13 protein-coding genes are annotated in these 20611 nt (G+C 60.0%); 5 read left to right on the top strand and 8 right to left on the bottom strand.

Features of this window, described 5'->3' with window-relative positions:
- Positions 1-129: 129 nt before the first annotated feature.
- Positions 130-1227, top strand: a complete 1098-nt coding sequence (locus I6F37_RS02565) for a hypothetical protein (protein WP_225150177.1) — start codon at positions 130-132, stop codon at positions 1225-1227.
- On the opposite strand, the gene I6F37_RS02570 is transcribed toward I6F37_RS02565, so the two are convergent.
- Together I6F37_RS02570 and I6F37_RS02575 are read right to left on the bottom strand one after the other, a co-directional pair.
- A complete protein-coding gene (locus I6F37_RS02570) occupies positions 1208-1678 on the bottom strand; it encodes a VOC family protein (RefSeq protein WP_225150179.1) in 471 nt (156 codons plus the stop codon). The two genes, I6F37_RS02565 and I6F37_RS02570, sit on opposite strands and share 20 nt — an antisense overlap.
- Positions 1679-1683: 5 nt before the next feature.
- Positions 1684-2307, bottom strand: a complete 624-nt coding sequence (locus tag I6F37_RS02575) for a GNAT family N-acetyltransferase (RefSeq protein WP_225150181.1) — start codon at positions 2305-2307, stop codon at positions 1684-1686.
- Positions 2308-2482: 175 nt separating this feature from the next.
- Between I6F37_RS02575 and I6F37_RS02580 the strand changes: the two genes are divergently transcribed.
- The 3 genes from I6F37_RS02580 (at position 2483) to I6F37_RS02590 (ending at position 9473) form a co-directional block, all read left to right on the top strand.
- Positions 2483-4312, top strand: coding sequence for an HAD family hydrolase (locus I6F37_RS02580; protein WP_225150183.1), 1830 nt, complete (start codon positions 2483-2485; stop codon positions 4310-4312).
- The gene (locus I6F37_RS02585) at positions 4299-4541 is read left to right on the top strand and encodes an acyl carrier protein (protein ID WP_036013658.1); all 243 of its coding nucleotides are present in this window, start codon (positions 4299-4301) and stop codon (positions 4539-4541) included. The genes I6F37_RS02580 and I6F37_RS02585 overlap by 14 nt, the downstream gene beginning before the upstream one ends.
- 294 nt (positions 4542-4835) lie before the next feature.
- Positions 4836-9473: a DUF4082 domain-containing protein gene (locus tag I6F37_RS02590; protein WP_225150185.1), complete on the top strand. Its 4638-nt coding sequence runs from the start codon at positions 4836-4838 to the stop codon at positions 9471-9473.
- 64 nt (positions 9474-9537) lie between these two features.
- Here the strand turns inward: I6F37_RS02590 and I6F37_RS02595 are convergent, their stop codons facing one another.
- The 4 genes from I6F37_RS02595 to I6F37_RS02610 form a co-directional block, all read right to left on the bottom strand.
- The gene (locus I6F37_RS02595; RefSeq protein WP_225125022.1) at positions 9538-10038 is read right to left on the bottom strand and encodes a transglutaminase-like cysteine peptidase; all 501 of its coding nucleotides are present in this window, start codon (positions 10036-10038) and stop codon (positions 9538-9540) included.
- 945 nt (positions 10039-10983) lie between these two features.
- On the bottom strand, positions 10984-12297 hold the full coding sequence (locus tag I6F37_RS02600) for an HlyD family type I secretion periplasmic adaptor subunit (protein WP_225150187.1): 1314 nt from the start codon (positions 12295-12297) through the stop codon (positions 10984-10986).
- Entirely contained in the window at positions 12294-14228 is a 1935-nt protein-coding gene (locus tag I6F37_RS02605) for a type I secretion system permease/ATPase (RefSeq protein ID WP_225125021.1), read from the bottom strand. Before I6F37_RS02605 ends, I6F37_RS02600 begins: the two co-directional genes overlap by 4 nt.
- A gap of 89 nt (positions 14229-14317) precedes the next feature.
- Entirely contained in the window at positions 14318-16789 is a 2472-nt protein-coding gene (locus tag I6F37_RS02610) for an Ig-like domain-containing protein (RefSeq protein WP_157784093.1), read from the bottom strand.
- An 865-nt stretch (positions 16790-17654) separates the two neighbouring features.
- Between I6F37_RS02610 and I6F37_RS02615 the strand changes: the two genes are divergently transcribed.
- The gene (locus tag I6F37_RS02615; protein WP_036013634.1) at positions 17655-18620 is read left to right on the top strand and encodes a class I SAM-dependent methyltransferase; all 966 of its coding nucleotides are present in this window, start codon (positions 17655-17657) and stop codon (positions 18618-18620) included.
- Between the two features lie 22 nt (positions 18621-18642).
- Here I6F37_RS02615 and I6F37_RS02620 read toward each other — a convergent pair whose 3' ends face one another.
- Both I6F37_RS02620 and I6F37_RS02625 read right to left on the bottom strand, forming a co-directional pair.
- Positions 18643-19479 carry a right-handed parallel beta-helix repeat-containing protein gene (locus I6F37_RS02620; RefSeq protein ID WP_157784092.1) on the bottom strand — a complete coding sequence of 279 codons (837 nt, stop codon included), beginning with the start codon at positions 19477-19479 and terminating at the stop codon, positions 18643-18645.
- 28 nt (positions 19480-19507) lie between these two features.
- Positions 19508-20593, bottom strand: a complete 1086-nt coding sequence (locus I6F37_RS02625; RefSeq protein ID WP_225150189.1) for a glycosyltransferase family 2 protein — start codon at positions 20591-20593, stop codon at positions 19508-19510.
- Between the last annotated feature and the right edge of the window lie 18 nt (positions 20594-20611).

Raw genomic sequence — 20611 nt, forward strand, 5'->3', positions numbered from 1 at the left:
TTTTAATGTATTAAATGAGGCGGCACATCGCTCTTCAGCGCCGCTTCGGCGCAAAACGGGGCTAGAGCAGTCGCCGCACATGCGCCCAAGCGGCCGCTTTCCCACCTGACGAAACCGAGAGGCGATTTCATGATCGGGACCGAGTCCGGTGTGGCGTTCGGGCAATTGCGGTCTCGCTTCGACACCACCTTACGACCAGGCTTCTCATTGCCACGTCTGGGCGCCCTGATGAGCCGCGCCCTCACCGAAACTCTCTTAGACCTTTCGGAACTAACGGTTCTCACCGAGGCTGCGACCGGGGCGTATGCCGTGACGGCCGTTCTCGCAGCGATGGCCGGAGCCAGGCACGTCTATGCCTTTACGAAAACTACGCGGCACGGCACCTCGGCTGAAGCCATGGACCAGACCCTCAAGCTCGCAGATTCGGTCGGCGTGGCCAATCGCATAGACATCCTGGAGCAGATCACCCCCGATATCATCCATCAGACGGATATCGTAACCAACAGCGGCCATCTTCGGCCTCTGACCGCTGCGCTTATTGATGAGCTACCAAAGGAAGCCGTCATCGCCTTGATGTTCGAGGCCTGGGAATTTCGCTCCGAGGACCTCGACATGGACGCATGCTTGCGGCGCGGAATTCCAATCGTCGGTGTGAACGAACGTCACCCGTCAGTCGATGTCTTCTCGTTTCTCGGTCCACTGTGCGTCAAGCAACTGCACGATAGCGGCTTATCCGCTTACAGGAATCGCATTGCCCTGCTGTGCGACAACGACTTCGTTGGCTCGCTTCGCTCCGGTCTCGTGAGCTCCGGAGCGAGCGTGGACGTCTTCGAGGACGTCCAGACCTTGTATCATGACCAATGGGACGCAATCATCGTTGCGCTGCGACCGGCGGCCAAGCCTCGCATCGGCGCACCGGAAGCAGCTCACCTCGTTGCGTGCGCGCCCCCTGGCGCCATTGTCGTGCAGTTTTGGGGCGACATCGATCGAACCGTATTGTCAGAAAATGGGTTGGGCGTTTGGCCAACAAGGCCTCCTGAATTAGGGCACATGGGCATTCTGCTGTCCGAGCTTGGCCCCGAGCCGGTCGTGAGACTGCAGGCCGGCGGCCTGCGCGCTGCTGAATGGGTTCGGCGCAGCGGAGCTGTGTCGTCTGACGGGCTCGCGCAAATCGTTACCTGGCATCCGGATCAATCGCCAACTCGCGCTAGGCCCTCGCCTCGATGAGCTCAACGAGCGTGAGCGTCGCGGAGGCAAGAAACACTATGCGGCGCATGTCGAACGCGACCGCCGGCGCGGGTGACGATACAGGAAGATATTGCTCCGACCTAAAGCAAGCGATCGCGTCGTCGAAGCGAGCTGCTTCGTAAGCAAGATGATAGAACTTGCTGCCGCGCTTCAAGATACCTGCCACCGGCGATTGTGCGCCGATCGGCTCAATGAGCTCCAGGCGCGGACCGCCGCCTGATACAAACTGAATCCGAACCTGCTGGATGGGGTCCTCGAACATGGGGCCTTCAGGACTGTAGCCAACGACCGCGAGCTCGGACAGCTCCGCCGCGATCTTTCGACACGCCATTCCCACGTGATGAAATTGCAAATCGATGCGCTGCTCCTCCCTTCCCTGGCAGCCTAAGGAGACGAGGCGGCGTCGAACGGAATCTGGCTGGTTGCTCAAACAGTTTAATCCTCTCGTGCATCGAGGAGCAGCGCCGACCAGGCCTGTTTCAGTCGTGGATAGTCTGCGCGCGACATGCGAAACGTAATCACGTCGTCGCCGTTCCACCAAGCTTTCGGCGCAACCTTTTCAATTTGGAAGCCGAGGCGAATATGAAAGTTCTTCGCGGCTTTGTTCCGGCTTTGAACGTTGGCCACGACGGCCGAAAGCCCCAGCTGCTCGAATGCGAATTCGAGTAAAAGGTCGAACATCTCTGCCAGGAAAAGGCGCGCGGCAGGATCGACGATCAACCGCGCAACTTCGCCCTGTCCCGCCGCGAAATCCAAGTTCGCCAGCGCGATGCTGCCAGCCGGCTTCTTCGAGCGCTTGAATTCGGCAATGAAATAGTAATCGTCGACCCTCGCTTGATATTTCCGGAAGAACTCTTCCTGTTGAGCCAAGGTCAGCTTCTCGCGGGTCAGGAACTTACCCAGAACGGGATCATTCCGCCAAGCGATGACTTGCGCGGAGTCATCCAGCCGGAGCTCTCGGAGAAGCAGGTTATTTCCTCCGGGAAGCAGTTTGAGATTCTCGGCTTTCGTGGAAAGCGTGCTTGGGCTCACCGGCTCCGGCCTGATATGCACCATCATCTATTTATTGCGCCTTAATTAGTGATTTAAATACATTTAATTGACCCGAGCCATATCATCATTTAATGTATGAGACAATCACATCATATCGCTGTCCTGACGGAGGCTCGCCATTCTCGCTGGAGTACCCCTGCCGGACCGGCCCATCAATGATGCCGAACTCAAGTCCCTGGCGTTGTCAGGCGATGCCACGTTCTGGGGGCATCTTGTCGCACGCTCGCGGCAAGCGACGAGCTTCTCCGAGCTATTCTTTCTGTCGACGCTTCGAAAAAAGGCGAAGCTTTATGCACCCGGAAGCGTCCAGCCAAGACTCCGCCTCGCCCTCATAGGCGGCTACAACCTTTATCCGTTGCACGAACTGGTTGAACATCTCCTGGCCATTCGTGGGATCGAGTGCGAACGTTTCCTCGGCGAGTACGATAATTTCGTCTCGGAGATCCTTGACGGCTCGAGCTCACTGTACGCCTTCAAGCCGGATCTCGCCTTCATACTGCCGAACGCGAGCCACTGCCGCTTTTCAGGCTCGCTCCTCGATGACGTCGAACATCAGCGCGAAGCCGCAGTCCGCGCCGCTGAGCACCTCCTCAACCTCGCGCAGACTTTCACCGTGCGCTCCGGCGCGGCGGCGATCCTCGCCAATCTTGCGCTGCCCGGCGGCCTCGATCTCGGCTCGTTTCGTTCACGTACGCTTGGCAGCGACTGGAGTTTCCGAAAGGCGGTCAATCTCGAGCTCGGACTTCGGGCCCCAGCTGAGGTGCAAATCTGCGACGTTGAGTTCCTCTCGGCGCGGCGAGGGATCTCAGCCGCGGCGGATGCGCGAGCGTGGTATGAATCGAAGCAGCTCGGCTCACCTGACTTTCTCGTCGACATCGCGCAAGAGCTAAGCCATCTGATCGCCTCCCGGAAGCAGAGCCCCAAGAAGGTCCTGGCGATCGACCTCGATCAAACGCTATGGGGCGGCGTGATCGCGGAGGACGGTATCGAGGGAATCGAACTTGGCGACTCGTCCCCCCGTGGTGAAGCGTTCAAGGCTTTCCAGAGGTACCTGCTTGGACTTTCCCAACGCGGCGTCCTGCTTGCGGTATGCAGCAAGAACGACCATGCACGCGCAATCGAGGTATTCGAGAAACATCCTGAGATGGTTGTCCGGCTGGAGCATTTCGCGGCCTTCAAAGCCAATTGGGACCCGAAGTCGGACAACCTGCAGAGGATCGCGGAGGAACTCCGCCTTGGCCTGGACAGCTTCGTGTTTGCCGACGACAATCCGGCGGAAATCGAGATCGTGCGCCAGTTTCAGCCGTTGGTTACAGGTGTACTCCTCGGGCCGGACCCCGCCGAATTCATCGTTCGCATCCAGGCCGGACGTCATTTCGAGCCACGGACCATCACCGAGGAGGATCTCGAACGGACGGCGCAGTACAGGCAAGAACGGCGACGTACGGAGCTCGCAGCGAGCGTCACCGACATGCCTGCCTACCTCGCCTCACTTGAGATGCGAGGCACGATCAAAGAATTCGACTCGCTCGACGTTCCTCGCATCGCCCAGCTGATCGCGCGCAGCAACCAGTTCAACCTGACGACGGCCCGTCGGTCCGAGACTGAGATTAAGGCGCTCCTGGGAAGGCCGGACTACCGGTGCTTCACGATGCGGCTCGAGGATAGATTCGGTGATTCCGGGCTCATCTCCGTAGTCATTGCAAAGATCGATGGCGGCGTCTTCGTTATCGATACCTGGCTCATGAGTTGCCGCGTGCTGAAGCGCCAGGTCGAGGACGAGATCATGAATGAGATTTTCCGGCTCGCAGCGGCTGCCGGCTGCACGAAAGTGCGCGGCATCTATCTCCCAACGGCCAAAAACGGGATCGTCGCCGGAATCTACGAGGAGTTTGGTTTCGTGCGTACGGAAGACTGCGTCACCCGAAAGGAATTCGAGCTCAGGCTTGAGACGTATCAGATGCGCTTGACAAAGATCCTAGTAGTCCGGAGGGCTTATGAAGCAAGCTGAGATACTGGAGAAGATGCAGGAAGTATTCGACGGCGTCTTCCTCGAGAAGGTCGCGGCCAAGCCCGACCTGTCTGCAGCCGACGTCGAGGAATGGGACTCGCTCATGCAGATCTCGCTGGTTATCGCCATCGAGCAGAAGTTTCGCGTTCGATTCCGTATTGGCGAAGTCGAGGCAGCCCGGAACCTTGGTGAGTTTGCTGATCTGATCGCGAAACGGATGGAGCCTTAATCATCGCGAGCATGTTGGAGGCGGGGCAGACGTGCGCTGCTCGCCCCATTCAAGTCTTGCAATCTCATTTCTCGAAAGATCCATGCACAATTCGCAGGACTTTCGCTATCTTCCAGTTCAAGCGAAATTGACGGACAGTATCCTCTCTAACGGGAAGAAAACATTTTTATTTAATTATTTTTTGTGGTATTTAATTTATTAAAAAGACCGTTATGCCGACCCTCCAGTCTCTCGGTCGGCCGACAAGTTTGTCACGTAGCCGATTATGCTGACTAGTCCAGGAGTGCCATCACCGTGCCGGCCACCCTGTTCACCACCCAGACCCCAACCAATACCAATGCCACCGACGGGACTGGGGCGGACTATGAGCTGGGGATGCGCTTCACTGCTGACGCCTCCGGCGTGATCCAGGCGATCCGGTACTACAAGGCCTCGAACGAGACCGGAACCCATGTCGGCCACATCTGGTCGGCAACGGGCCAGGAGTTGGCGACCGTCACGTTCACCAATGAAGGTGCCTCGGGCTGGCAGCAGGCCACCCTCGCCACACCGCTCACCATCGCCGCCGGCACCACCTACGTGGTTTCCGTCAACATCAACAGCTACTACGTCTCCACCACCCAGGGTTTCGCCTCCGGCATAAGCCATGGTGGCCTGAACGCTTCGGTGGGCGCCGGCGTCTTCGACTACACCGCAGGCGTCTTCCCGACCAACGTCTATCAGAATGCGAATTATTTCCGCGACGTCGTGTTTGCTGCGAGCTCCTCGACGCCCGACAATCACCCTGGCGCGGTGAGCATCAGCGGGACGCCGACACAGAATCAGACCTTGACCGCGACAGTGAGTGATGCCGATGGCGTGCCGGCCACCGTCACCTATCAATGGCAGCAGAGCACGAACGGCACCACATGGAGCAACATCTCCGGCGCGACGGCACGCACGCTCACCCTCGGGCAGGCACAGGTCGGCAGCTTCATACGTGCCACAGCCTTCTACACGGATCAGCTGGGCAGCAGCGAGACCCCGGTGAGCGCCGCGACCGCAACGAAAGTGGCAAATGTCAACGACGTCGGCGTCGTCACGATCAACGGCACGGCGACCCAGAACCAGACGCTGACGGCCAGCGTCACGGATCCTGACGGCGTTCCTGCGAACATCACCTATCGTTGGCAGAGCAGCCCGGACGGCACCACGTGGACCAATCTGTCCGCCACGACCGCGAGCCTCACCCTCGACAGCAGCCTAGTCGGCCAGCGGATCCGGGTGAATGCCACCTATACGGACCTGCTCGGCACCGGCGAGAACGCGACCAGCACGGCCACTTCGATTGTTGCAGCCGCCAGTGCCACCACCACCCTGTTCACGACCCAAACGCCGTTCAACACCAACGCCACTGACGGGACCGGGGCTGATTACGAGCTGGGAATGCGCTTCACCGCTGACGCCTCCGGCGTGATCCAGGCGATCCGCTACTACAAGGCCTCGAACGAGACCGGAACGCATATCGGCCACATCTGGTCGGCAACGGGCCAGGAGCTTGCGACCGTCACGTTCACCAACGAGAGCGCATCGGGCTGGCAGCAGCAGGCGCTGGCCACGCCGCTCACCATCGCTGCCGGCACGACCTACGTGGTCTCGGTCAACATCAACAGCTACTACGTCTCCACCACCCAGGGCTTCGCCTCCGGCATCAGCAATGGCGGCCTGAACGCTCCGGTCGGTGCCGGTGTCTTCGACTACAACAAGGGCGTCTTCCCGACCGCCGTCTATCAGAATGCAAATTACTTCCGCGACGTCGTCTACGCTGCGAGCTCGTCGACGCCCGACAATCGCGCCGGAACAGCGAGCATAAGCGGGTCCCCGACGCAGAACCAGACCTTGACGGCAACAGTGAGCGATGCCGATGGCGTGCCGGCCACCGTTGCCTATCAATGGCAGCAGAGCACGAACGGCTCCGCATGGAGCAACATCGCGGGCGCGACGGCGAGCACGCTGACCCTCGCGCAGGCCCAGGTCGGCAACTTCATACGCGTCACCGCATTCTACACGGATCAGCTGGGCAGCAGCGAGACCCCGGTCAGCGCCGCGACTGCCACGAAAGTGGCCAATGTCAACGACGTCGGCGTCGTCACGATCAACGGCACGGCGACCCAGAACCAGACGCTGACGGCCAGCGTCACGGATCCTGACGGCGTTCCTGCGAACATCACCTATCGTTGGCAGAGCAGCCCGGACGGCACCACCTGGACCAACCTGTCCGCCACGACCGCCAGCCTCACCCTCGACAGCAGCCTGGTCGGCAAGCGGATCCGGGTGAACGCCACCTACACCGACCTGCTCGGTGCCAGCGAGAACGCGACCAGCACGGCCACGCCGACGGTCGGCGCTGCGAGTGGCACCACCCTGTTCACCACCCAGACCCCGACCAATACCAATGCCACCGACGGGGCTGGGGCGGACTATGAGCTGGGGATGCGCTTCACCGCTGACGTCTCCGGCGTGATCCAGGCGATCCGGTACTACAAGGCCTCGAACGAGACCGGAACCCATGTCGGCCACATCTGGTCGGCAACGGGCCAGGAGCTGGCGACCGTCACGTTCACCAACGAAGGTGCCTCGGGCTGGCAGCAGGCCACCCTCGCCACACCGCTCACCATCGCAGCCGGCACCACCTACGTGGTTTCCGTCAACATCAACAGCTACTACGTCTCCACCACCCAGGGCTTCGCCTTCGGCACCAGCAATGGCGGCCTGAACGCTCCGGTCGGCGCCGGCGTCTTCGACTACGACGCAGGCGTCTTTCCCACTGCCGTCTATCAGAATGCAAACTATTTTCGCGACGTCGTGTTCGCCCCGTCTAACGTCATCGCACTCGCCAACACTTCTACGATCTATGTCAGTGAAACGGCCGGCACCGTCACCGTCACCGTCACACGCTCCGGCGACCTCGCCTCTCAAAATACCATTGAATACACGACGAATGAAATCGGCACCGGCGGTACTGCGACGGCGGGATCCGATTTCATCCAGCCCAGCTTCAATGGTCGGACGAACACCGGTCAGGTCGTCTTCGGACCGGGAGAGAGCACTAAGAGCTTCACCATCCAGATCGCCAACGATCAACTCACCGAAAGCAACGAGACGTTCGCCATCGGGCTTCAAAATCCGGGCTCCGGATTCCTCGGAGCTCCACGCACCGTGCTCGTCACCATTGTCGACGACGACTCGCCCGCCACAATCGCAATGGCGGACGTCGTGCTGAGCGTTGCAGAGAGTAGCCCCACCGCGACGATCACGCTGCTCCGCAGCGGGCCCGTCAATCAAGCGGCCACAGTGGGCTTCACGACGAGCAGCGGCAGCGCACTCGCGGGATCCGACTACACGACCACATCAGGTACGGTGACCTTTGCCGCCGGACAGGCGAGCCAGACCGTCTCTGTGCCGATCGTCAATGATACGACTCCGGAGAACGACGAGACCTTCACCGTCACCTTGAGCAACCCGACGGGCGCCACTCTCGGTTCCCAGGTGACGACGACGGTGAATATCCTGGATAACGACAACCCTGCTCTCGGCAACCTGGTGGGCGAGACGGCGGTGACGGGACTGAATCAGCCTGCGGCAATGGACTGGACGCCGGACGGCCGCTACATGCTGATCGCGCAGAAGAACGGCGTGGTGCGCGTGGTGGACAACGGCACATTGCGATCGACCCCGCTCATCGACCTTTCGACCGAGGTGAACGATTTCGGCGATCGCGGGCTGCTGGGGATCGCGGTGAACCCGAATTTCGCAACCAACCACTATGTCTACCTGCTCTACACTTACGATCCGCCCGAGACGGCGACACAAAGCGGACTCGCAGCGGCCGATGGGGGTGGCAACCGACCTAGCCGTCTGGTGAGGGTCACTGTCGACCCCGTCACGATGATTGCCGATCCGTCCAGCGAAGTGGTGCTGGTCGGCAAGAACAGCATCTGGGCCTATACTAGCCGTCCCGACGCGAACAGCGGCGGTGATCCCAGCATCGTTCCTTCCGGGATCGTCAACGGCACTACAATCACCGCTCCTGCGAGCCAGATCGAGACAGGAGCGCAGGACAACGATCCCGACAGGGCCGGCATCCAGAACCAGAACATCCGTGACTATCTTGCGACCGACAGCGATTCGCATTCCATAGGTGCCGTCCATTTCGGACCCGACGGTTATCTCTATCTCACTGTCGGGGATGGCACCTCGTACAACTTCGTCGACCCTCGAGCCGTGCGGGTCCAAGACATCCACAATCTCTCCGGCAAGCTCTTGCGGATCGACCCTGTTACAGGTGAGGGAGCGCCGGACAATCCGTATTATCAGGCCAGCGATCCGAACAGCAATCAGTCAAAAGTGTTCTACTACGGCATCCGCAACGCGTACCGCTTCAGCTTCGATCCCGTTACGAATCTGCCGGTGATTGGAGATGTGGGCTGGAACAATTGGGATGAAATCAACACGGGTCAAGCCGGTTCGAATTTCGGATGGCCCTATCTCGAAGGCCCGGACAGAACCGCCAGCTACCAGAACCTCGCCCAGGCGATCACCTTCTACAATAACGGAAACCGCAACTTTACAACCGACCCGGCTGCCGTATTCCCGATCTTACCTCTGAGCCACGGCGCTCCGGACAATTTCCACGTGATCACCGCGGGAGATTTCTACAATCAGAACACGATGTTCTTCGACGACGTCTACAACGGAACGATCTTCGCAGCGACGTTGGATGCGAGCCGGCAGATAGCAAGCGTCCAGTTGGTGGACAACGTACCAGGCATTGTGGACCTGCAGAAGGGGCCCGACGGCTGGCTCTACGGTGCCGACATATACGAAGGCACGATCCGACGTTGGGTGGACCCCTCGGCCGCCCCCAACGCGCTGGGCCTCGCGGCGTCATGACGGCGGGCGCGGCTTGGCTCAGGCGTCCCGCCGGCGCAGCCCAGGCATGACTCCGGCCGCTCAGTCAGGCGCCCGGGCGGCCAATCGTCGCCCACAGCCGGTTGTCGCTCGGCATCTGCATGCGGACCCAGCCGTATGGCACTTGCGACCAGGACTTGATCTCGGGCGTCAGATTATCGAGGACCAGATCGCCGCTTCTGGCGCGCACCACCAGCACAAGGTGATGATCTCCAGAACTGGTGACCACCTCGCTCAATAACAGGACCCGCGCGGGCCAACCGCGTTGCAGCAGTTCGTGACGCTTGCTCACGGCGTAGTCGTTGCAATCACCGCGATCCGGGTTAACGATCCACGCCTCGCCTGCAAGGCCGAGTTCATTGGGCTGCGGAGCAATGGCACGGTTCACGGCGCGATTGACTGCCTTCAGCTCAGCCCATCGCCCCTTTGTCAACCGGACCGGCCCGCCACGGAAGAAGCGCCGCGGGCGACATTCGGTCTCATAGCGCAGGCAAAACACCGTGTAAGTGAGGGGCGGAAGGGTCGGGCGTCCCAGTTCGATGTGCACAAGGTCAGCTTGGGGTGCTCGCGGCACGGTCGACAATGACGCACGCGCCCATTGAACGCCTCCAATCATGGCAGCTACGGCTGCCGCGATAACTGGGCCCGAGGTTCGCTGCATCTGCCGATCCCGCTCCGAACGCCAAACCGTCGGGTCCGCCGCCAGCGTGGCCACGCGAGACCACGATCTTAATTCCATATTTCAATATTAACTACATTTAATTCAATTGGCAATATATCGATATTAAATAGCGCGGCGATCACTATCACAAAGCACTGCAGCGAACATGCAGAGCAGAATGAGCATGGGAGGGCGCGAGAAGCTTCGCCCGGTTCAGGCTACTCTCGATGCAAAGCGCGAAAGGCGCAGCACGAACGAACGTGCTCCGTGCCCAGCCCAGACGACGATTTACCGCTCCCACGTGGATTTTATTGTTGATTTAATTTTGGACCGGAGCCAAACCGTCTACCAGAGCTTCCTCGGGCAGGACCGATTTCATATGCCAGTTGAGCTACTCGTCATTCTGGGAGCTGAAGCTTCAATACTTGGCTACGTGGCCGCGATGACCTTGCACGCCAAGCGAATGGACGTGCTCAACGGACGATCGTTCGAGCAACCCATAGTCTCACCCGAGCGCAACAAGCACCTTCCATGGTCGCTCCCTCGAAAGGCGCGCGATCATCTATTGCGGTTGAGCAGGAGGTGGCGCGATCTCATCGCGTACGTCCCACCGGATCTCTTGCGGCACGTCGATATCACCAGAATGCGGCGGCGGATCCTTCGAGCCAGACTGCGGACTCCGTTCCGATTCGAGACGAGCTTCCGCCGTCCCCGCAAGCCCGCGGCCGATGGTTCCGGCCCGCCCGTGCTTTCAGAGGCTAGTCGCAAAACCGGCGCCCAAGGGCGCCGGCTCTGACTCCATGCAGTCGAGCACCGCAATCTAGCGCCTGGTCAGCGCTCCTTGAACGCACGCTCCGCCTGATCGTGCAGCGGCTTGAGCAGGTAGGAAAGCGCCGTCCGACCGGCTGTCTTGATGAAGACCTCGACCGGCATGCCGGGCAGCAGCTTGGCCGACCCGAGTTTCGCGAGCTCTTCCGGCTTCAGCAGGACGCGCCCCGTGTAGTAGCTCGTGCCGGCACGCTGATCCTGCGTAATATCTGCCGCGACCATGCTGACCTCCCCGTCGATTTCGGGCGTGGTCTTCTGATTGAACGCTGCGAACCGTATCGTCGCGGTCTGCCCCAGATACACCTGATCGATATCGCGCGGTGCGATCTTGACGTCGATCGCAAGCTGATCCGCATCGGGCACGATCAGCATGATCTGTTCGCCGGGAGAGATCACACCGCCAACGGTGTGGACGCTCAGCTCGTGGACGCGGCCGGATTGCGGCGCTCTGATATCGACTCGGTTCAACTGATCGACCGCCGCAGTCTTGCGCTCGCCCAGCTCGGAGAGTTTGGATCGCGTTTCGATCAGGTCCTTGCCGACCTCCGTCCGCAGATCCTGGTCGATCTGAATGATCTGCAGTCCGATTTCGGAGATCTTGCCTTTCGACTGAGCAATCATTCCTGCGAGCTGGCTGCGTTCACCTTCGATGCGGGCGGAGTCACGCTCGAGCGAATTGAGCCGCGTGATCGGCACCAGATTCTTCTGCCAGAGGCCACGCACGCCCTCCAGCTCCTGGCGGATGAATTCGACTTCCTTCTGCTTGGCCTCGGTCTGCCCCATATAGCCCTTGATCTCGTTCTCCAGCTGCGCGCTCTTCTCCTGCAACTGCGCTTTTTGGCCGCTCCTCGCCTGACGACGCAGGTCGAACAGCTTCCGCTCCGCGGCGATCGCACGATTCGCCTCGGAATTGCTCTCCTTGGCCCGGTCGAGCAGCACCTTGGGAAACACGACCTGCTCGGCACCATCGCGCTCCGCTTCGAGACGAGCCTGCCGCGCCAGCAGCTCATCGATGCTGTTCGTGACGATCGTCGCATTCGCAAGCGTCTGCGTCTCGTCGAGGCGGATCAAAACGTCGCCTGCATTGACCCGATCGCCCTGGCGCACGCGTAGCTCTCCCACGATTCCGCCAGTGGCGTGCTGGACCTTCTTGACGCTGGAATCCACCACGACCACGCCCTGGGCGATCACCGCGCCCGACAACTGGGAAGTCGCCGCCCAGCCGCCGACCCCGAAGGTCACCAAGACGAACAGGATCATACCGACGATCATGTAACGCTGGATGGACTGCAACGCCGGCGCTACCTGACCGTTCATCGGCCGCCTCCTTGAGCTTCCGCGACGACCTTCAGCGGCACCGGATTCCGCAGCACTTTCTTGAGAACCTCCTCTCGCTTGCCGAAGGACTGAACTCTGCCTCCGCCGAGGCACAAGACATGGTCCACACCTTCCAGCGCCTTCGGCCGATGAGCGACAACGGCCACAATCCCTCCGCGGCGTCGCACGTTCATGATCGCCTCGGTCAGGGCCTCCTCGCCCTCCGCATCGAGATTGGAAGAGGGTTCATCAAGCACGACCAGGAAAGGTTTACCGTAAAAGGCGCGCGCAAGCCCGATACGCTGCCGCTGTCCCGCCGACAGCGCCAGCCCTCCCTCGCCGATCTTCGTGCTGTACCCGTCCGGCAGTGAGAGGATGAGGTCATGCGCGCCCGCGGCATGGGCGGCTTCCAGAACAGCGGCGGCGGTCGCGTTCGGGTCGAAGCGCGCAATGTTCATCGCAATGCTGCCGTCGAACAATTCTACATCCTGCGGCAGATAACCGATGTGCTTGCCGAGGGCGTCCGAAGACCAGTGATCGAAGGCGGCGTTGTCGAGCCGGATCCTGCCGCGAATGCACGGCCACACCCCAACCAGCGTACGCGCCAGCGTCGACTTGCCGGATCCGCTCGGACCGATAATTCCGACCGCCTGCCCACTCCGCAGCTGGAATGACACTTCGCTGAGAGTAGGCCTTTCGGAGTTCGGAGCACCGATAGAGACGCTCTCGACGCTCAGGGTTTCGACAGGGGCAGGCAATGCCAACCGCTCCTCCTCCTGAGGAAGAAGTTTCAGCAAGCAATCGAGCCGTTGTCCCGATTGTCGCGCCGCGACGAACCCCTTCCAGTTCGCAATTGCCATCTCGACTGGCGCAAGGGCCCTCGCGGTAAGGATGGATCCCGCAATGATGATGCCGGCCGTTGATTCCTGGTTGATGACGAGAACGGCGCCAACGGCAAGAACTAGCGATTGCAAGATCGCGCGGAAAATCTTCGAGGCACCACCGAGTCCGTTTGCGACATCGCTAGCCCGTTCGTGGGCTGAGAGGTACTTCGCGTTGACATCCCGCCAACGCAAGGCCGCTTGTTGCCGCATACCCATGGCCTGCAGAACTTCGGCATTGCGCCGTCCCTCGAGCGCGAGCGCAGTTCGCGAAACGGCGAGACGCGAGCTCGCCTTAGCCGGACCTCGGGTGCGCGTTTCCGTGAGGATCGTAATGCCGACCAGCACCACCGCACCAACCAGCGCAGTGACACCAATCCAGAAGTGAAAGAGGAAGCAGACGCCGAGATAGATCGGCATCCAGGGCAGATCGAACAGCGCCGTCGGCCCTCCGCTCGACAGGAAACTGCGGACCTGATCGAGGTCCCGCACCGGCTGCAGGCCGTCGCCATCCGCTCTGGTCTTCAAAGGCAGGCGAACCAGGGCGTCGAATATGCGAACCCCGAGACTTTCATCGAAATACCGACCTACCCGGGCGCTGATCCGGCTCCTGACCAGATCAAGCCCGCCCTGGAACAGGTAAAGCACCGTCGCCAGAGTCAACAGGGCGACCAGAGTCGGTATGCTGCGTCCAGGCAGCACCCGATCATAGACTTGCAGCATGAAGAACGAGCCGGTGAGCATGAGTAGATTGCTCATGCCGCTGAAGGCCGCGAGTGCCCAGAAAATCCGGCGGCAAGACCGCAGGAAAGCCGACAACTCTGACTGCGACTCGTCATAGTGATCCACTGGCCGGGGTCGACCAGCGAATATCCGTTGCCGCAGTGCTTCAATCAGACGCTTTGCCCAGCCGATCAGTTGCGACGTCTGCAGCCGAGTGTTTTCCGCAGACTGCCGCCCGGCCGTCCAGAGCCCTGATAGTTGAAGAAGTGGAGTTCGATAGAGATTCGCGGGCGGGGGGAATCCCCCCCGCCGTCCAAAGTCGATCATGGCTTTCTGCCCTTGAACCATGCATTGGAAAATCCCCCAGGAGATCCCCAAGGCAGTTGTTGAAGACTGGTCTGTGTGGATGCCGTCCCCTACGCGAAGTGGAAGTCGTTACTGGTCAACGCGCCGAGCTTGGTGTTCTTCAGCGTGAGGGTATCGCTCCCCGTCGCGATCACGACATCGGTGCCCGATTGCGTCGCGTGGGAGAGAACGCTGGCAAAACTGTCGAACACACTCTTGCTGAACTCGATCGTGTCGTGAGCAGGTCCGCGGGCGACGAAGCCCTTGATGGTGTCGTTGCCGAAGTCTGCGCCAAACACGAAAGTATCAGCCTGGCTGCTGCCAACGAACGTGTCATTGCCGGACGTGCTCGTCAGGGTTGTGTTGCCCGGCGAAGCGATGAACGTACTGCCCGCAATAGCAGCGTTGCCACTGGTTGCATCGGACGAAGTAGCTACGCTGGACGTACCGATCTGCCCGTCGCTGTTCAGATCCTGATGGAAGCTGCTCTCCAGCGTCTTGAGGCCCGAGTCCGTACCCGACACCGAGCCACCCGACGTGGAGCCGGTCAGGGAGCTGACATGGGAGACGTAGTTGCCATTGCTGTCCGTGTTCCACGCCGTGTACTGACCCGTGCTCATCTCCTTCCAAGCAACTTGATAGCCCGTCGCCGTCTTCTCCGCAGCAATGGGAGTCCAGGTGCCATCGGACCCGTTCACGAAATCCACGCCGTTGTCCTTCAGCGTGGGCCCGGTGCCGGTACTGCCGTTGAGGTAGTATTTGCCACCATTCTCAACGAGACTTGTCACACCCGCCGATTCGATGACCTTGCCAGTCGTCGGCGTTGACGGCGTCGGGGTGGATGCAGTGGAAGTACCGGTCTGCCCATCACCGTTCAGATCCTGGTGGAAGGTCGTCTCGAGCGACTTAAGGCCAGAGTCTGTCCCTGACACCGAGCCGCCCGACGTGGAGCCGGTCAGGGAGCTGACATGGGAGACGTAGTTGCCATTGCTGTCAGTGTTCCACGCCGTGTACTGACCCGTGCTGGTCTCCTTCCAGGCAACCGCATAGCCCGTCGCCGTCTTCTCCGCACCGATGGGAGTCCAGGTGCCATCCGACCCGCTCACAAACTCCACACCGTTATCCTTCAGCGTGGGGCCCGATCCGGTGCTGCCATTGAGGTAGTATTTGCCGCCGCTCTCAACGAGAGTCGTCGCGCCAGCCGCCTCGACGACCTTGCCGGCAGTCGGTGACGTCGGCGAGGTCGGTGTGGTTGGCGCCGAGGCGCCGCTGATGCTGGCAGTGAAGGCGGTGGACGCCGCGCCGGTATTGCCTGCTGCGTCCGTTGCCTTCGCGGTAAGGCTGTGCGAACCGGCCGCAAGGGCGCTGGTTGTATAACTCCACCCGCCAGTGCTGTTGGCCGTCACGGTCCCGATCTGGGTCGTGCCGTCGAACACCTTCACGACGCTGCTCGCTTCGGCACTGCCCGACATCACCACTTGATTGGCGGTGTTCACGGTATGGCTGGCAATGGTCGGCGCAATCGGCGCCTTGGTATCGACGGTGATTGCCAACGCAGATGATGCCGCGCTGGTCTGACCCGACGAGCTGGTCGCCGTTGCGGTCAGTGTATGTTTGGCGTCGGTCAGGACCTTGGTGATGTAGTCCCAACTGCCGCCCGAGTCCGTGGTCGTCGAACCAATCTGGGTCGTACCGTCGTAGATCTTGACCGTGCTGCCGGCCGCCGCGGTGCCCTTGAGCTCGATGGTGTTGTCGTTGGTAATCTTGTCGCCCGCGGTGCCGCTGTCGGTCGAGAACGAGGCGATGACGGGAGCATCCGGCACAGTCGGGCCCGAGCCGCTATTCGCCGATGTGTTGAGGGTCGCGATAAGGCTCCCGCTGTCATCCACGTTGCCAGTGTAAACCGGGGAGTTGCCGGTGAATGCGGTCGGGCCCCAATAACCTCCGCCCATGTGATTGTTCGTGATCGAGACTCCCGTGACCGGTCCGCCGTTGAACTGGGCCGAGCTGTAGATGTTGTAGCCACCACCATACAACAGATTATTGTCGACAACGACGTTCGAGACAGGCCCGAAATAATTGTCGATCATGATCGCTGCCGTTTGAGTGTGGTCGTTAATGACCGTGTTATGGCGGATCGTGATGTCGTAGTTGTTCCCGTCAATCGAGATTCCGTCGTAGTGCGGGGATCCCGATGCGATCATATCGTGGATGTAATTGTCCTGAATGAGGGTATTCCCTCCATCCACGCCGATCCCATTCTCCACGTTGTAGATGTTGTTCGCGATGAACGTTCCTTGACCCATGATTCCATAGTCGCCGTCGTTGCCCGAGCCGACGCCATTGATCTCATTGTGCTGGATCACCGCACCCGTAACGCCGGGCGCAACCCTCACGGCGTAGAACGCATTCGTCGTGACCTTGCAGTTCTCCAAGGTGACGTTCGGAGCGTTGATGAAAACCGATCCATGGATGTCGAGGCCGCTGATCACGGCTCCCGCGGTATTGATGACCAGGTCCCCGTAATAAGGAGTGAGGGCCACACCCGCCGACACCCCAGTGTTTGTAGCATCAGGCCACGCAGTCATAGTTGCCAAGATATTTTTCTCCTTCGGTTAAATCCGACGTGCAGGGCGCACGTAGGTGCGCCCTCCCCAAAAAGGCGCGCCACGGCCGGTGTCATGCTCCATCCGCGGGGGCTTTTTTGGGACAAGATGGCGGCGCCACTTGGGTCATTTTTCGGGTACGACGCGCGACCAAATTCAACCGCGATTAAAAAACCCGAAGTAACACCGCCATATAGGCTGCGGCAGATTGCGAGTGTTCGCGCGTTGCCACAAGAGCACACTGCCAACTTATTCACTTTAATCTTCGCAGAGGACAGCGAGCGCCCGGCTTCTCGTCATCGATCGATATTCCGCATATTTAATTGCAATATATAAATCTAAGACCTCACTAAAAAGATCGCCGTCACGATCCCGCCAGACCACGATTGGCATGGAATCGAGTCGCTCGGTTCAACCGACCTCGCACGAACACGTCAGCAGAGGGACTGCGAAATGCCGGCGCTCGGGGTGTGGTGCCGAAGTCAGTCCGGGGCCATTTTGAGCGCGGGCGATTAGATTGCGTAGCCATAGCCTCCCTTGCAGCGCGCGCTGAGCCGTTCATGCTCTGCAATTGATGTTCGCTGAGACCAGGCGCGCCGCATTGCCGCGGCAAGGCACGCTTGAAGATGCAGCCATTTCCACCTGGTAGAGAAGCCGGCTTTCATCGCCATGGACGACCTCACATGCGAGCAGTCTGATCTGGACGGCGGAATGGCAATCGGCCACAATATTCTCGTGCATCGAGGTGGAGCTTTGCTAGGCGGCAGATTGTTTCATTTCTATCGATCGGAAGTGATGACCCATGCATTATGTACGCAAATCCATTTACGGAATACTCGATCTAATTTTGACGCCCGTCGTTTTGCTTTTTGCGCCGCTTGCTGTCCTCCTGGGTCGCCTCCGTGATCGAGCTCCCTTGTCGAGGTCTGTATGCGACAGATTTCAGTTCGCCATTGTGAGGCATCATTACTATGAACCCATCGTTCTCGCGAAAGACCTGAAGCGCGACCTAGATCTTCCGCGAGAAATCACCGGACTGGATTTAAACGAAGCGGCGCAGCTTGAACTGATCGAGCAATTCAACTACCGCGACGAACTGCTCGAAATTCCAACCGTTCAAAAGAGACCCGACGAATTCGGGTACCACAACGGCTCGTTCGAGGCTGGAGACGCCGAATTTCTCTATAACATGATACGTCACTTCAAACCCAAGCGGATCGTCGAGGTCGGGAGCGGCAATTCGACCCTCATGGCCCGCCTCGCGATAGAGGCGAACGGGAGGGACAGCCCGGGCTACCAATGCGAGCAGATCTGTATCGAACCGTTTGAGCAACCGTGGCTCGAATCAGCGGGTGTCACGGTCCTTAGAAGAAAGGTCGAGTGCTGCCCCGACAGCCTGTTTGAGGCGCTGGGCGAGAACGACATCCTCTTCATCGACTCCTCACACATCATTCGCCCGCAGGGCGACGTCCTGCACGAATACCTGCACGTACTCGGCCTCGTCCGTCACAACGTGCTTGTGCATGTCCATGACGTCTTCACGCCGCACGACTACCCTGCTCAATGGCTCCTTCGCGATCGCTGGCTGTGGAATGAGCAATATCTCCTAGAGGCCTTCCTGAGTTTCAACGCACATTTCGAGATCATTGGCGCAGTCAACTGGCTTGCACGCAAACACAAGGCTCGGCTGAACGACGCATGTCCGGTTCTGATGCGCGAACCGTGGCGGCAGCCAGGATCATTCTGGTTCCGGCGTGTGGACAAATAGGCGACCTGTGGCCGCAGATGATTTACCGAGGACCAATGGTGCGGCCAGTCGCGCTATCTACGTTTTCCCGCCAGACCGGAACGTTCTTCACAATCGAACTATAGCCCCACTTCCCTCTGCCCATCCGGTTCTTCGTAAAGGAAACTCCAGCGACCGAGCCGCCATTGAATTGCGCCGAGCTGTAAACCGTATATCCGCCGCCCGTCAGAAGGTTGCCGTCGACCTCGATATTCGAGATCGGTCCGAAATAGTTGTCGATCATGACCGCCGACGTCTGCGTGTGCGCATTGATGACCGTGTTGTGCCTGATAACGATGTTGGAGTTGCCGCCATCGATCGAGATGCCATCATAATGCGGAGAACCGGACGCAAGCAGATCGTGAATGTAGTTGTCCTGGATGAGCGTATCTGACCCGGATACACCAATTCCGTTTTCCACATTGTAGATGTTGTTCGCGACAAACGTACCCTGACCTACTATGCCGTAGGAGCCATCATTGCCCGAGCCGACGCCATTGATCTCACAATTCCGGATCACTGTGCCCGTCACACCCGGTTCAATCCTGACGATGTAGAATGAGGCTGACGTCACCTTGGAGTCTATCAACGTCACGTTCGGCGCCTTGATATAGACGCGGCCTTGAATGTCGAGGCCCGAAATGGTTGCGCCAGCCTGGTCTGCCACGACGTCGCCCGAAGGCGTTAGCTTCACATTCGGACGCACTCCCGTATTCGTTGCGTTGGGCCAACCAGAGTTGGAGATCTGGTCGCCCTCGGCTGCGCGCGCAACAACGCGATCTGCTTCGAGACACACGACGACCAACAATAGAAATGCCTTAAGAATGATCGGCTGCCGCATCTGGAAGTGAACCCCCGACTTGCGTTCGCTATTGTGCCATCCGCTCCTTCGGCCGGCCCATCTCGCCTTTCAACCCCGCGACAAGTCCTTGGACCGCTGCGCGACTGTTGTTTGGCGCGCCCTGCAGCAAGAACCTCAGTGCGTACATCAGGGAAACCGCGACTCGAAGAGGCACCGACCACGGGAAATGTCGTCGCACGAAGCGAACGGAATTGCGGTGCTGCAGATAGACGGAGAGCACCGGGATCGCCGATGAAGCTTCGGCCGATCCCGTCGTCGTGCCTCGTTTGTGAACGACGATCGAATCGGCCGCGTAACCGAGCCCCAAGTGTCTCGCGCGAAGCCCCCAATCCATATCCTCGTAAAACAGAAAATAGCTTTCATCCATGAAACCGATCCGCTCGATGCACCAACGGGTGACGTACATCGATGCCCCCGAAGGGCTATCCATCGCGTCTTCGACGGCGGCGATGTTGCAGGACACGTTGAGAAGTTCTCCCAAGCCGATGGCAACGTCTCTCGCCGCCAGCTTCTGCCAAGAAAGCCCGCCGCGAAATCTCACGTGGGCTGCGTCGAGGCTGTCGAGGATCGTGCTGCCCACCATCGCCTTCCGGCCGGACTCCGCCCGTTCGTGTAGCGCCGCTAACGCGGACTCGGTCGGCTGGGTATCCGGATTGAGAACCCAGATGGCCCGCCAGGAGGGTATCGCGGAGAGCGGGCGCAGCCACGCGTTAATCCCGCCCGCATAGCCCAGGTTATCGGAGGCGCACCCAACCCAGACATTTGACGACCTGGCTCGCAGAGCCAGGCGCTGAACGTTGGTAAACCGGCTGGTGTTGCTGTCTATCTTGATACCAAGGGATTGGCCCCGCAGGCAGGGGCCTCCGTCGCTCGTCAGCGCGGAAACCAGGCGGTGATAAGCATCATGACCACCATTCTCGCAGATGAAGATGTCGAAGGCCGGCGAAGGCGTCGCATGCGATAGCGCCGTTAGGCAATCAACGATGTCCTGTGAGTTGCGATAGCCGACGATGAGCACCGCGACCTCGGACACGAGGCTTTCCGCCGGCCCGGAGGAAGCATCAGTTTCGCTAACCTTCATTCCGGCCGTCATGGAGAACTTTCGACCCGA

Origin of the sequence: Bradyrhizobium sp. NBAIM08, assembly GCF_020193935.1 — a bacterium.
GTDB lineage: Bacteria > Pseudomonadota > Alphaproteobacteria > Rhizobiales > Xanthobacteraceae > Bradyrhizobium > Bradyrhizobium yuanmingense.